Source organism: Pseudomonas sp. GW531-T4, from assembly GCF_017349615.1.
Lineage (GTDB): Bacteria > Pseudomonadota > Gammaproteobacteria > Pseudomonadales > Pseudomonadaceae > Aquipseudomonas > Aquipseudomonas chlororaphis_I.
The window spans coordinates 38,118-51,614 of sequence record NZ_JACMZT010000045.1; the positions used below are offsets into that span (position 1 = coordinate 38,118).

14 protein-coding genes and 1 pseudogene are annotated in these 13,497 nt (G+C 56.3%); 10 read left to right on the forward strand and 5 right to left on the reverse strand.

Features of this window, described 5'->3' with window-relative positions; all coding sequences use genetic code 11:
- Positions 1-11 precede the first annotated feature (11 nt).
- The 5 genes from J4D28_RS26055 (at position 12) to J4D28_RS26075 (ending at position 4,748) form a co-directional block, all read left to right on the forward strand.
- Positions 12-989 carry a tetratricopeptide repeat protein gene (locus tag J4D28_RS26055; protein ID WP_080684227.1) on the forward strand — a complete coding sequence of 326 codons (978 nt, stop codon included), beginning with the start codon at positions 12-14 and terminating at the stop codon, positions 987-989.
- 51 nt (positions 990-1,040) lie between these two features.
- Positions 1,041-2,012 (forward strand): tetratricopeptide repeat protein, encoded by a 972-nt coding sequence (locus J4D28_RS26060; protein ID WP_103331212.1) that lies wholly within the window; start codon positions 1,041-1,043, stop codon positions 2,010-2,012.
- A gap of 60 nt (positions 2,013-2,072) precedes the next feature.
- Positions 2,073-3,269 (forward strand): hypothetical protein, encoded by a 1,197-nt coding sequence (locus tag J4D28_RS26065; RefSeq protein WP_009048917.1) that lies wholly within the window; start codon positions 2,073-2,075, stop codon positions 3,267-3,269.
- Positions 3,270-3,344: 75 nt separating this feature from the next.
- Positions 3,345-4,226, forward strand: coding sequence for a hypothetical protein (locus J4D28_RS26070; RefSeq protein WP_009048916.1), 882 nt, complete (start codon positions 3,345-3,347; stop codon positions 4,224-4,226).
- A gap of 261 nt (positions 4,227-4,487) precedes the next feature.
- The gene (locus J4D28_RS26075) at positions 4,488-4,748 is read left to right on the forward strand and encodes a DUF2790 domain-containing protein (protein ID WP_009048915.1); all 261 of its coding nucleotides are present in this window, start codon (positions 4,488-4,490) and stop codon (positions 4,746-4,748) included.
- 151 nt (positions 4,749-4,899) lie between these two features.
- On the opposite strand, the gene J4D28_RS26080 is transcribed toward J4D28_RS26075, so the two are convergent.
- The gene (locus tag J4D28_RS26080) at positions 4,900-5,169 is read right to left on the reverse strand and encodes a DUF1652 domain-containing protein (RefSeq protein ID WP_009048914.1); all 270 of its coding nucleotides are present in this window, start codon (positions 5,167-5,169) and stop codon (positions 4,900-4,902) included.
- A 475-nt stretch (positions 5,170-5,644) separates the two neighbouring features.
- Here J4D28_RS26080 and eco point away from each other — a divergent pair, with 475 nt between their 5' ends.
- Positions 5,645-6,127, forward strand: coding sequence for a serine protease inhibitor ecotin (gene eco / locus J4D28_RS26085; protein ID WP_009048913.1), 483 nt, complete (start codon positions 5,645-5,647; stop codon positions 6,125-6,127).
- A gap of 186 nt (positions 6,128-6,313) precedes the next feature.
- On the opposite strand, the pseudogene ilvA reads toward eco, so the two are convergent.
- Positions 6,314-7,321: pseudogene (gene ilvA / locus J4D28_RS26090) on the reverse strand (threonine ammonia-lyase, biosynthetic); the annotation flags it as partial.
- 264 nt (positions 7,322-7,585) lie between these two features.
- On the opposite strand from ilvA, the gene J4D28_RS26095 reads away from it, so the two are divergent.
- The 3 genes from J4D28_RS26095 to map all read left to right on the forward strand — a co-directional run bounded on the left by J4D28_RS26095 (position 7,586) and on the right by map (position 8,964).
- A complete protein-coding gene (locus J4D28_RS26095; protein ID WP_016701749.1) occupies positions 7,586-7,921 on the forward strand; it encodes a hypothetical protein in 336 nt (111 codons plus the stop codon).
- 78 nt (positions 7,922-7,999) lie between these two features.
- Positions 8,000-8,203 (forward strand): ParD-like family protein, encoded by a 204-nt coding sequence (locus J4D28_RS26100; RefSeq protein WP_009048910.1) that lies wholly within the window; start codon positions 8,000-8,002, stop codon positions 8,201-8,203.
- Positions 8,200-8,964: a type I methionyl aminopeptidase gene (gene map / locus J4D28_RS26105; protein WP_103331211.1), complete on the forward strand. Its 765-nt coding sequence runs from the start codon at positions 8,200-8,202 to the stop codon at positions 8,962-8,964. The genes J4D28_RS26100 and map overlap by 4 nt, the downstream gene beginning before the upstream one ends.
- Positions 8,965-8,968: 4 nt before the next feature.
- On the opposite strand, the gene J4D28_RS26110 is transcribed toward map, so the two are convergent.
- Both J4D28_RS26110 and J4D28_RS26115 read right to left on the reverse strand, forming a co-directional pair.
- On the reverse strand, positions 8,969-9,907 hold the full coding sequence (locus J4D28_RS26110) for a magnesium transporter CorA family protein (protein ID WP_103331210.1): 939 nt from the start codon (positions 9,905-9,907) through the stop codon (positions 8,969-8,971).
- A 7-nt stretch (positions 9,908-9,914) separates the two neighbouring features.
- Positions 9,915-11,501, reverse strand: coding sequence for a RimK family protein (locus tag J4D28_RS26115; RefSeq protein ID WP_016701747.1), 1,587 nt, complete (start codon positions 11,499-11,501; stop codon positions 9,915-9,917).
- Between the two features lie 92 nt (positions 11,502-11,593).
- Here J4D28_RS26115 and J4D28_RS26120 point away from each other — a divergent pair, with 92 nt between their 5' ends.
- Complete coding sequence (locus J4D28_RS26120) at positions 11,594-12,700, forward strand: GNAT family N-acetyltransferase/peptidase C39 family protein (RefSeq protein WP_041984002.1); 1,107 nt, start codon at positions 11,594-11,596, stop codon at positions 12,698-12,700.
- A gap of 112 nt (positions 12,701-12,812) precedes the next feature.
- On the opposite strand, the gene J4D28_RS26125 is transcribed toward J4D28_RS26120, so the two are convergent.
- Positions 12,813-13,497, reverse strand: a 685-nt coding sequence (locus tag J4D28_RS26125; RefSeq protein WP_207246478.1) for a PQQ-dependent sugar dehydrogenase, incomplete at its 5' end; no start/stop codon positions are given.

Below are 13,497 nucleotides of genomic sequence, written 5' to 3' on the forward strand. Positions count from 1 at the left end.
ATGGAAGCCATATGCTACTCAAATCAAACACCATAGCCGCCCTAATATTATTTTTTATTTCCAGTACTGTTTCAGCTCAAATAAACCAAGAGCAAGCAGACGCAAAAAAACATGGCATAAGCTTGTTTAACCAATATAAGCCTGCTGAAAGATATTTACGAATAGCGGCGGAAGCAGGAGACTCAGAAGCCCAATTTTATCTGGCTGAAGAATTACGCCTTGCTAGCCAGTTTATTACAGCAGAAGCACAATCATGGTATGAAAAATCTGCGGAGCAAGGCGATTTTTACTCCATGATTCGGCTAGGGCGCAGTAAAAAAGATCTGTGTGCAACGTTAAAAAACTGCCCTGATGGGAAAAGAACCCCATCAGGATGGTTAAAACACGCTCAAGACATGGCCAAACCAAAAGCAGAGCAAGGCGATGCCGAAGCCATGTTCATTATGTATGAAGTAACATCAAATAAAGATTGGTTGGAAAAATCCGCAGAGCATGATCATGCTATTGCTCAATACTGGATGGCAATTGGCATTCGGCAAGGTGAAGGCTTCTTTCTGCCTTGGAAGCGAGATAACATTGTAGGTGAATGGTTAAGAAAGTCTGCCGAAAATGGTTACCCCAAAGCCATGATGGAGTACGCAGTTTTTTTATATGAAAACGGCGGCGACTTATCTGATGTACGGAAATGGATTAAAAAATCTGCCGAGGCAGGCCTGGAAGACGGTGTAAGCAGCTATGGGGCATATTTGGCTCATGCGCCGTCAAGATTTGATTTTCCATATAATGTTGTAAAAGGCTACGGAATAACTTCTCTTCTATCTGACTTGGATGGTGGCGGCGGAAACGTTCAATCTTACCTTGAAGAAGTACTTCCAGAAATTGCTGCAAAAATGACGCCCAGCCAAATCGAAGAAGCAAAAGAGTTTGCAATGAAATGGAAATCCTCTCACCCGCCCATTTCGTATTTCCCAGACAAACTTGGGTATTGACATTCACCACTAACAACCTCATCGCTTTCTACTTTGACCGGAGATCACTTTTTGAAAATATCTTCCATAGTGACGGCTATTTTCTTGTTGCTCTCCAGTCAAGTGAACGCGGGGCTTTCGCCGGAGCAGCAGACCGCTAAAGAGCAAGGCTTGATTCTATACAATCAGTTCAAAGCCACTTCGGCTGCTCCTTTTTTGACTGTTGCAGCCGAGGCAGGAGACGATGAGTCGCAATACTTCTTGGCAGAGGCACTCAGAAAAAAGAACCACTTTATGAATTCTGAGGCAAAAAAGTGGTATGAGGCGGCCGCATCTCAAGGCAATTTATACGCGATGATTCAACTTGGCCGGGATAAGGATGACCTCTGCAAAATGGCAAAGGACTGTCCTATTGACCAGAAGAGTCCAATTGATTGGTTAAATAAAGCTAAAGAACTTGCCGAACCTCGAACTTCTGCAAAAGATGCAGAAGCGATGTATGTAATGTACGAGCTGACACTGGACAACACTTGGCTTGAAAAATCCGCCACTAACGGTCATGCGATTGCCCAGTACTGGATGGGAATACTGTACAAGCAGGGTGAAGGTTTTCTTTTGCCATGGAACCGTGCCGAAGTAGTTGAGAAGTGGTTTAAGGCATCCGCCGAGGGTGGCTACCCAAAAGCGATGATGGAATATGCGGCCATATTGTTTGAAAAAGGTGACACAGAAGGCTTTCGTCAGTGGAATGAAAAAGCAGCTTTAACTGGTTATGCCCCAACAGTATATGGTTACGGCTCGGATCTTGCCCATGAACCCGATACTTACGGCTTTCCTTTCGAACCTATAAAAGGGTATGCCCTCATCTATCTTTTAAAGGAGTTGGACGGGGGTGGTGGAATGCAAGAAAATGTTGAATACAAGCTCCCTCTAATTGCAAAAAAAATGACCTCACAACAAATAGAGGAAGCAATAGAAACATCCAAAAAGTGGAAGGCTAGCCACCCACCTCTATCTTTTTTCCCTGACAGGCTAAGCCAGTAACTCTTATGAGAATCCCTTACTACATTGCCGTTATCTTGCGGATGGTTCTCAGTCAAGCTCATGCACAGTTTTTTGCAGAGAGCAGCAAACCGCCAAAGAAAGAGAGCTTGCTCTATACAAATACAAGGCTACTTCAGCAATTCCTCATCCAAGAGTCTCCGCGCAGGCTGGCGACTCAGAATCGCGCAAGCATGGTTGGACGGCGATACTGAAAGTGTTCACGCAAAACATGAAGCACTTCAGCATAGCGAAAGCGAGGTAGAGTCATTTGTCAATAAGCGCAAGAAGTCGCTAACAAAAAATATGGCGCATCGATCAAAATTGAAAACCCTACATGGAGATGCAGATATCAAGTATCGCTTTCTGGAAAAACAAAACATGAGAAGACTGTCCTACCTTATCATTATTACCTTTCTGGCCGGCTGTAATAAAAGCGAGAACACATATGCAAAAAGCCAACTCATCCACATAGACCTCAACGGATCTGCACAAAGCCTACTACAAAAAAGTCCGGTCGAGTTCTCTAAAGACTGCATGGATACAGTGGATATGTGCTGGTATAAAGTCCAGAATCCTTCCAGCAGCAGTAACCTTCCTTCAGTAGATATCAGCCTTGATAATAAAATATTAAATATCAATCAGGTTTCAGATATCACAACTGCTGTCAGCAAAGAGTTTGGCAAAAATCTGAGCAACCTCAAGTTGACCTTGCGCGGCCTTCCAGACAACAGCCTCCACAAGGATCAAAGAGATTTTATCTATGCGCTGACAAACTCTATAAAAGCTGTGGGATGGCAGCACTACTTCTTTCCATCTGACCCTAGAGTAAGTGGTTCACAGGCAAAAAAGATAAACAGCCCAGATGATGTACTTGGATTTTATGTAAGCAGCCATCCCTGGCTGGATCCGGACTATGAAATGGACATGGACTCCTGGCTTAAAGTCGGCTCCTTCTATAATTGGTATTTTTTCAAGGATGGAGTTCATTTAAATCTTCGCGCCTGGCGAAAAAACTCCAAAGATACACCTGGTGAACGCGGAACTTACCTAATCACCTTGAATTTCAAAACTGAGGAATTCTACTGGCTTTCCGGATTTGAAGAAAAAAATGAGCGACGTAACTGGAGAGAGTTACTCCCTGCACGTTTGAAAAAATATGCTGAAATGCGGCAAGAACGAGAAGAAAAGGTACGCACAGCAGGTATTGAGGTGGATGAAAACTACCAAGACCCTCGAATCAAAGCTCTAGAGAAATGAGAGGCTTTATCACGGTATCGCCCTCCATGGACCGGTTAATGGGATCGTTACGCTTGCCAGTCAGAGGAGCAAGGAATGAAAACACTCTGGTTACTGTCCCTTGTATTGCTCGTTGGCTGTGATGGCTTTACAAATGAAGGCACGTACAAGATTAAAAAAGAAACCAAGAGCATAAATATTCAACTAGGATCACCTATTGAAGACCTACTTAAACAAAGCCCTGTCAAGTTCAGCTCCGACTGCTTGGCTACCACCAATATATGCTGGTACGAGATCAATAAAAGCAGGGATGACCGGGATCTATTGAGCCTGAACATCACTCAGCCAGAGAGTGCCCTCGAGTTGAATCAGGTCGTATCCCTTGGTGTTGTGGCCGACGATGCTGTTTCCAAGAACATCGAGGAGGTTGAAGTTACGCTCCGTGGCTTGCCGGATAACAGCACACACGAAGAAAATCGGACGCTGATCTACGGCCTCGTAGACAAACTGAAGGCGGCGGGATGGCATAAATACTACTTCCCTTCGGACCCACGAATCCCAGGTTCCGAACTGGATAAATTCGACTGGAAAAAATCGGTATTCGGGCGAAGTCCTTTGGGCCATCCGCTCTTTGATCCAGACAGAAAAATGAGTCTTGAGCAGTGGGCAGCATCAGGCATGTTCTATGACTGGTACTTGTACAGTGGCGACTACCTGGCTCACATCAAGGTCTTGCGAAACTCGGCGGTTGCCTCGACAGAGACCGGGTCCTATTTAATAAAAATCGAATTCACCTCACTGAATACCTTTTGGCAAAACAGCTTCGAAGAGGAAGAGCGCCCTAACTGGAGGAAGCTATTTCCCGAGCACTTGAAAGCTCTTTTACTGCTTAGATCGGAAGCCGAGTCCAAGGCAAGAACTGCAGGAGTGGAAATTGACCAGAGTTACCAAGCTCCCTCCATGGAACTGGTTAACTGAAATAGTAGAAATGATCTGAAAGGCAGGGGGCTTCCCTTGCCTTCAAGCCTCACACTGGGATTGAACAACGGGTAAACATTTCTGCCCACAGCCCCTTCCCCTGACCGATCTCCCTTCACACCACAAATCATTAGCCCCCTACTTAATCTTCGATTAATCCCCCAGCCGAAAACTGTACGGGACCGCGCAGCGCAGAATCCTCTGCCGCCCTCCGCGGCGCGCTCGATGACGGTTTGTGTCGGGCTTATCGGAGAAATTCTCATGAACATGCGTATTTTGCTGGTCGGGGCCTTGGCTTTTGTCGGGATCGTGGGTGTGGCTCAGGCGGACACGGCCCAGGTGCAGCCGGTGCCTTATCACTATGGCATGCCGCTGAATGTGGCCAAGGTGGTGTCGATGACCGAGCCTGCGACGCCGGAGTGCAAGGTGATCACCGCGGACATGACCTTTATCGACAAGGCGGGCAAGCTGGAGGCCATCAGCTACCGCAAGCTGTCGGACGCCTGCAGTTATCAGAACTGAAGACTGCCCCTGCTCTACCGCATGCAAGGTTGTTGCAGGCAGCCCTGTGAGATTCAGGCGGGGATTTTATTCGCGGTGAGGGTCGAGTTTGCGCCTGGCCCGGGATCTATCCAGGCCAGGCAGGCAACGCAGGCATTGGCAAAGCCGCCGATCAATGAGCCCTGGATTTCAGGGTGATGGGCTGGCTTCCCGGATGATTGGCCAGGTCGTAGCGCAGTTCGGCGATCAGGTCGTTGATTTCCCGGCAGCCGTTGAGGCTCGCCGCATCGATACCGGTGACCACCAGGTCCACACGGTCGGTTTCATGGTCGCCATAGACTTTTACGGTCATGTGCAGGTCGGGGCTCAGGGTGCACTCGCAGCGTTTGGGCAGGAAGCTGCATTCAATGATATTGCGCAGTTCCAAGGCAGATAAGAACATGGCAGATCTCTCCGTTGGTGCAGTGGCCATTCAATGATGGCAAGAATATCGTCTCGGGATTCCACCCCCGAAATACGGCGTACGGCATGACTAAACCTCCCTGGAAGAGAAAGCCAATTCCTAGACTAGGCCGTATTTGCGCTTCTACTAAATTCTATTTTGCTCTGAGCAGTGAGGCTTTTTTTCACCCTCAGTCCTGGGACTTTCGCCTGACTGGAAGACCTCCTGCGGAACCGATAGCTGCCTCTCGCCGATAGAGGATGGAGCATATGCATACCGTCCTCCCGCCAGTTGTCATGCTTTATAAATCATTGACTTACCATTGGATATTGAAGGAATACATCATGTCAGTTGCCGCGGCGAAGCGGGCCACGGTTTGCATGATCGGGCGTTACCCGGTCAAACTGCCCGGCGTTTCAAGCAAGCGACTCCCTCTAAATGGAGAGAGCCGTCGATCAACCTGCAAGGAGGCCTTATGCGCTTTTTTCCTGTTTCCACCGCCGTCGCTGTGCTGTTGAGCGGTATTTCCACCCTGAGCCATGCGGCCAAACTCGAAGACGTGGCGCCCTACCCCAAGGCCGAAGACGGTTTTGTGCGCCAGGTGATCCATCTGCCCAAGCAGGCCAAGGAAGAAGACTTCAAGGTCGAGGTGCTGGCCGGCAAGACCCTGACCGTCGACTGCAACCGTCAGCGCCTGGGCGGCACCCTGGAAGAGAAAAACCTGGATGGCTGGGGTTATCCCTACTACCGCCTGGACAAGGTCAGCGGCCCGATGAGCACCCTGATGGCCTGTCCCGAAGGCACCAGCAAGCAGGCGTTCGTGCCGGTGGTCGGCGAAGGCTTCGTGCTGCGCTACAACAGCAAGCTGCCGATCGTGATCTACGCCCCCAAGGACATTGAAGTGCGCTACCGCCTGTGGTCCGCCTCCGATAAAGTCGAGAAGGCCCGCGCGGAATAATCCAGACCGCGGCGGCTGCATCGCAGGTGATGTAGCCGCTGCCGCAGGCTGCGATCGGCTACGCAGTAGCCGCCAGGCCAGGCAACGCGGTGCAGCAGTGGTTCGGTTGGCGAGCGCTTCGCGCTCGTGCGCAGGCTTCGCCAGCGGCTGCAGAGGCCCTGCTCCTTCTTACACCAGCGCAACCGCGCCCAAAGCCGCGCGCTCGGCCACATGCCCCAGGCGATCGAAGTTGATATTGGCCCCGGAATCGATGGCCACCAGGGTTTCGCCCTGTACGCCGCTGCGGGCCACGTACCGCTTGATCCCGGCCACCGCCAGCGCCCCCGAGGGCTCGGTGATGGAGCGGGTGTCGTCGTAGATGTCCTTCATCGCGCAGCAGAGTTCGTCGTTGCTGACCGTGATCACCTCGTCGACCAGCACTCGGCACAGCTCGAAACAATGGGCGCCGACCTGCGCCACGGCGACCCCGTCGGCGAAGGTGCCGACGCTGGGCAGCACTACCCTTTCCCCGGCCCGCAACGCCTGCTGCAAACAGTTGGAGTGTTCGGACTCGACGCCGACGATGCGCACCTCGGGCCGCAGGTATTTCACGTAGGCGGCGATGCCGGCGATCAGTCCGCCACCACCCACCGGGACGAAGATCGCGTCCAGGCGTCCGGAGTGCTGACGCAGGATCTCCATGCCCACCGTGCCCTGCCCGGCGATCACGTCCGGGTCGTCAAAGGGCGAGACGAAGGTCTGGCCGCTGTGCTCGGCCAGTTGCAGGGCATGGGCCAGGGCAAAGGGAAAGCTCTCGCCGTGCAGCACCGCCTCGGCGCCACGGCTGCTGACGCCCTGCACTTTCAGTTGCGGCGTGGTGGAAGGCATGACGATGGTCGCCTTGATCCCCAGTTCCCGCGCCGCCAACGCCACGCCCTGGGCGTGATTGCCGGCGGATGCGGTAATCACTCCGCGACGCTTCTGCTCGTCACTGAGCTGCACCAGCTTGTTGTAGGCACCGCGGATCTTGAAGGAAAAGGTCGGTTGCAGGTCCTCGCGCTTGAGCAGCACCTGGTTGCCCAGCGCCGCCGACAAGGCCGGCGCCGGCTGCAACGGCGTACGCACCGCCAGGTCGTAGACCGGCGCCGCGAGAATCTTCTTCACGTAGTGCTCAAGCAGGTCCAGTTGCGTGTCGGGCTCGGCGGGATGGTTCATACGGCTCTCCTGGCTGTGTTGAAGGCCCCGGAGACAGAAAGAAAAAACCCGCCTCTAGGGCGGGTTGGGTGCAGTGTCAGGCCCGCCAATCAGGAATGGCGGTAATAATGCTTGGCTGGGAACGCAATGCGGAAAAAGTCATGGCCAGGAAATTAACCGGCACGCTGCTGGCAAGTCAATGGCCAATTCTTTGAGACGACCGCTGCCTGCGCTACTCTCGCGGCTCGCTTCTCAGCCCTCATTCAGCCACCAAGGAAGGAACCCATGAAGTCTGTCGGATTGCCGTTGATTGCCCTGATCGCCTTTGCCGGCTACACCTTCGCGGTGATGCTGCAGGCGGAACAATCGCTGATCGAGTTTGGCCTCGGGCTGATGTCCCGCGCCGACACCGCGCAGGTGGTGATCGACCTGTACTTGCTAGCGACCCTGGCCGGCATCTGGATGTACCGGGACGCCCGCTCTCGTGGCCAGTCCGCATTGTCGGTGCTGCCTTATCTGCTGCTGACGGCAGTGTTCGTCTCCATCGGTCCGCTGTTGTATCTGGTGGTTCGCGGCTTTCGTGAACGGAGAACCACCCGCCCTGCCCGCCAGCAGGCTTGAGCCCGGTCGAGAGATTGCCGTTTGCCGATGAATATATGAAACATATATGATTCGTATATTTACCAGGACAGAAACCCCGTGGGCATCGTCAAGATTTCAGATCAGCTGCATGAACAGATCCGCGTCGCCAGCGACGCCATGGATCGCTCCATCAACGCCCAGGCCGAGTTCTGGATCAAGATCGGCCTCTTGGCCGAGCTCAATCCGCACCTGGCCTACAACGACCTGATCAACAAGCTGCTGCTGAACAAGAGCGACCTGATCCGGGGGCGCAGCGAATGACCCAGCCCCTGATCAAGACCCCGCAACAACTGGCCCTGATGCGTGAGTCCGGGCGCCTGCTGGCGACGGTGTTCACCTTTCTCGACGACCTGGTCGCGCCCGGCCTTTCCACCATGGAGCTGGACACCGCGGTGGAGCGCTTCATCCGCCACGACCTGGGCGCCCGCCCGGCGAGCAAGGGCCAGTACAACTACCCCTACTCGATCAACACCTCGATCAACGAAGTGGTGTGCCATGGCATGCCCCATGAGCAGGCCATCCTCAAGGACGGCGACATCATCAACATCGACATCACCCTGGAAAAGAACGGCTTTATCGCCGACGCCAGCAAGATGTACCTGGTCGGCAACGTCAGCCCCAAGGCCCAGCACCTGGTCAGCACCACCTTCGAGGCGATGTGGCAAGGCATCAAGCTGGTCCGCCCCGGCGCGCGCCTTGGCGATATCGGCCATGCCATCCAGAAACACGCGCAAACCCAGGGCTACAGCGTGGTGCGCGAATATTGCGGCCACGGCATCGGCCGGCAGATGCACGAAGAACCGCAGATCCTGCATTTCGGTCGCCCCGGCACCGGCCTGGAGCTGCGCGAAGGCATGGTGTTCACCATCGAGCCGATGATCAACCAGGGCAGCGCCCGGGTGCGCGGCCTGAAAGACGGCTGGACCGTGGTCACCCGCGACAACCGCCTGTCGGCGCAGTGGGAACACACGGTGGCGGTGACCCGCGACGGCTATGAAGTGCTGACCCTGCAACCGGCCTGAACGCTCAGGCGCACTTGCCGCTGCCGGCCAGGCGCCTGAGCCCCAGCACCATCCCCCCTGCCGCCAGCAGCATCGCCACGAGGAACAAGGGGTAGGCAATCCACCAGGGGGTGCCGGCGGTCATCATGCTGAATTCGGACATGCCGCCAATGCTGGCGATCAGGTTCAGCGGCAGGAACACCACGTTGATCAGGGTCAGTTTGCGCAGCAGGCTGTTCATGTTGTTGTTCATCAGGTTGCCGCGCGCATCGATCAGCCCGGAAAACACCGTCGAATAGATCTCCGCCTGTTTGTAGCACTGGTTGTTCTCGATGATCAGGTCGTCGATCAGGCCGATGGCCTCGGCGCTGAAATGTTCCTTCTCGGCGTGGTTGCGCAGGCGGGTCAGCACCGCGCCGTTGCTGTGAATGGCGTTGATGTAATAGATCAGGCTTTCGCTGAGGTTGAACATCTGGATCAGGTGGCGGTTTTCCATCGAGTCGTTGAACTGCTGCTGCAACTCCCGGGCGACCATCTTGATCACCTTGAGGTGCCCCAGGTAGTGATGGATGTTGTTGGACAGCAGGTCCAGCAGCACATCCAGGGGGCTATTCAAGGCCTGGCGCGCGCCCAGGCCGCTGAGCTGGCTGTCGTCATGGGCAATCAGCAGCAGGCGCTGCGGGGAAAACAGCAGGCCGCAGGACGACACCTCGAACGACAGGCTGCCGCCGCCGGAGTAGTTCTCCGGGCGCTTCCAGATCAGGAACAGGTTGTCCGGGTGGAACTCGATGCGCGACACCTCGTCCGGGTCCAGGGCCGAGGCCAGGGCGTGTTCGTCGAGCTTGAAGCCGGTGTGCAGCACATCGCGTTCGGCGGGGTCGGGGTTGCTGAACAGCATCACCTCGGCGTCCAGGCGCTCCACCGCCAGCAGGCGACCCTGGCTCAGCTGATAGCTCTTGATCATCGGCCGTTCACCAGGCCTGTCCGCGGCGCTTGAGTTCCAGGCGGCGGACGAACTCCTCGAGCACCAGGGAATACAGATCGTCGCGCAGGTAGGCATCTTCGATGCCGGCGTCCAGGTTGGGGTTGTCGTTGACTTCGATCACCACCACCTTGTCGCCGGACTGTTTCAGGTCCACGCCGTACAGGCCGTCGCCAATCAGGTTGGCGGTCTTCACCGCCAGCTCCACCACCGCCCGCGGCGCCTCGTGGATCGCCAGGGTGCGGCATTCGCCGTTGATGTCCTGGCCCTTGGCCTTGTGGTTGTAGATCTGCCAATGGCCCTTGGACATGAAGTACTGGCAGGCGAAGATCGGCTTGCGGTTGAGCACGCCGATGCGCCAGTCGTACTCGGTGTAGAAAAACTCCTGGGCCAGCAGCAACACCGAATGCTCGAACAGTTCGGCGGTGGCCTCCAGCAGCGCCTGCTGGCTCTCGACCTTGATCACCCCGCGGGAGAAACAACCGTCGGGAATCTTCAGCACCAGCGGGAAGCCCAGGCGTTCGCCAACCCGCTCGAAATCTTCCGGTCGCTCCTTGTAGAGAATCTCGGTGGCGGGCATGCCTAACTGATGGCTTTTCAACAGATCGGTCAGGTAGACCTTGTTGGTGCAGCGCAGGATCGAGGTCGGGTCATCCATCACCACCAGGCCCTCGCTTTCGGCCTTCTTGGCGAAGCGGTAGGTGTGGTTGTCGACGCTGGTGGTTTCGCGGATCAGCAAGGCGTCGTACTCGGCGATCCGCGGGTAATCCTTCTTCTCGATCAGCTCGACGTCGATGCCCAGGCCCTTGCCGACCCGGACAAAGTTCTCCAGCGCCCGGGCGTTGGAAGGCGGCAAGGCTTCCTGGGGGTCATGCAGGATGGCCAGGTCATACCGGGCCAGTCTTTTCGAGCGCGGCACGCGCCAGATCTTGCGGCTGAAACTGTCCAGGGAATGGGCGAATTGATCTTCCTGGTCTTCGCGCAACTTATGTAAGGCCCCGGACTTCACGCCTTCGATATGCCAGCCGTTAGTTCGTTTGAAGTCCACCAGCAATATCGGACAGGGGAAAACTTCGAATAACTGGCGGGCCAACTCCTGTAACGGTTCGATATGGGTCTTGCCGAAGTAGAGGGTCAGGGTAAAACCTTCGGTATCGCTGTAAAGATGATTGCTCAGGGCCTTTTCCAGGGTTTTATCCAGGTCGTCCAGGGCCAGTCCGTAGAGCGACTTGCGGGTCAGTTCGCTGATGGTGCGCACCGAGGGAATCACCTTGTGCCCCCGCGCCTCGGCCAGCAGCGAACAGTAGTAACCGTGGCCCAGGTACTTGTAGCTGCGGCACAGGTTGATCACCTGGACCCGCTTGCCGGGCTGGGTTTCGCGGGTCTGTTCCAGGTACTCCTGGGCGCTGAGGATGTCTTCGCTGGGGAAGTAGGAAGCCCAATCTTCCTTGCGCTCGACAATAATCACCAACTGACTGGAAGTTTCACTCACCGTTGAAAAATAATTAACCGGCGTTATTGTCGCCGGCAGACTTTGCTCGGATACTCCACGCCAATGACCTTGTACCGCTGACATAATGTTTGATCCGCTTAAGAACAAGACCTTTTCTATTAAGCACGAACTTTTCTGAAAGTCTCGTTTCGTTACGCAACTTTTACGGCGGTTATATGGATCTTGTCTTTCGCATTGCCACACCTGAGGATTTGCCCGCATTAGTGCAACTGGAACAGCAGTGTTTCACCACCGATCGCCTCACCGCGCGCAGCTTCCAGTGGATGATCAGCCGCGCCCATGCGCGCCTGATCGTCGCCGAGCAGGCGGAGCAGCTACTGGGTTACGCCCTGGTGCTGTTCCATCGCGGTACGTCCCTGGCCCGCCTGTACTCCATCGCCACCGCGGTCGAGGCCCGCGGGCTGGGCCTGGGCAAGCGCCTGCTGGAGCGGATCGAGGCCTGCGCGCGGGAGCATGACTGCGCCTACCTGCGGCTGGAGGTGCGCACCGACAACCCGACGGCTATCGCCCTGTACGAACGCAGCGGCTACCGGCGCTTCGCCGTGCTGCACGACTACTACGAGGATCACGCCGATGCCCTGCGCCTGGAAAAGCGCATCCTGCAGCATCGCGAGACCCGCAATATCAGCGTGCCCTATTACCAGCAGACCACCGATTTCACCTGCGGCCCGGCCTGCCTGCTGATGGCCATGGGCGCGCTGCAACCCGGACGGGCCCTGGAGCGGCGCGAAGAGCTGCAGCTGTGGCGCGAGGCGACCACCGTGTTCATGACCTCCGGGCATGGCGGCTGCAGCCCCCAGGGGCTGGCGTTGGCCGCGTGGCGCCGGGGCTTCAGGGTCAGGCTGCAGGTCAATACCCGCGGGCCGCTGTTTCTTGGTGGGGTGCGCGACGAGCATAAAAAAGACGTCATGCGCCTGGTGCACGAGGAATTCTGCACAGAGCTGGATAGCAGCGACGTCTTGCAGGTGCTGGGCGGCCCGCTGGACCTGCCAAGGCTGCTGGCCGACGGCGGCCAGCCCCTGGTGCTGATCAGCAGCTACCGCCTGACTCGCTCCAAGGCCCCGCATTGGGTGATGGTCACCGACTGCGACGAGGAGTTCGTCTACCTGCACGATCCCGATGTCGACCACAGCCAGCACCGTCAGCCGATGGATTGCCAGCACCTGCCGGTGAGCCACGGCGAGTTCGCCAAGATGTGCCGTTTCGGAAGCGGCAAGCTGCAGGCGGCGGTGATCCTCTACCCGACCGCAGTGCCTCTGTAGGAGCGAAGCTTGCTCGCGATAGCCGCGAAGCGGCGATTCATCCTGCCAACACGCGTTATCGTTGAAGATTTTTTCGCGAGCAAGCTTCGCTCCTACAGAAGAAGGGATTGGTTTATTCCAGGCCAACCTTGTACAGCGTGCCCTTGTCCTCGTCGGTCAGCACATACAGATAACCGTCCGGCCCCTGGCGCACGTCGCGGATGCGCTCCTTGAGTTCACCCAGCAGGCGCTCTTCGTGGCCCACCTTGTCGCCATCGAATTGCAGGCGGATCAGTTCCTGGGAAGCCAGGGCGCCGATAAACAGGTTGTGTTGCCAGGCCTTGAAGCGGTCGCCGTCGTAGAAGGCCATGCCGCTGATGCCGGGGGACTTCTCCCAGACATGCCGTGGCCCCACGGTGCCCGGGGCGGTCTTGCCCTCGGCTTCGGGAATCGGCGCACCGGAATAGTTGATGCCGTGGGTTGCCAGGGGCCAGCCGTAGTTCTTGCCACGCTCGATCAGGTTGATTTCGTCGCCGCCCTTGGGCCCATGCTCGTTATCCCACAAGGTGCCGCTCCAGGGGTTTAGCGCCGCGCCCTGGGGGTTGCGGTGGCCGTAGGACCAGATTTCCGGGCGCACGCCCGGCTGGCCGACGAAAGGGTTGTCCTGCGGGATCCGGCCATCCGGATACAGGCGCACGATCTTGCCTTGCAGCTTGTCCAGGTCCTGGGCAGTCGGGCGCTCGTTGTTTTCCCCCAGGGTGATGAACAGGTAGCCATCGCGGTCGAACACCAGGCGCGAACCGAAATGGTTGCCGGTG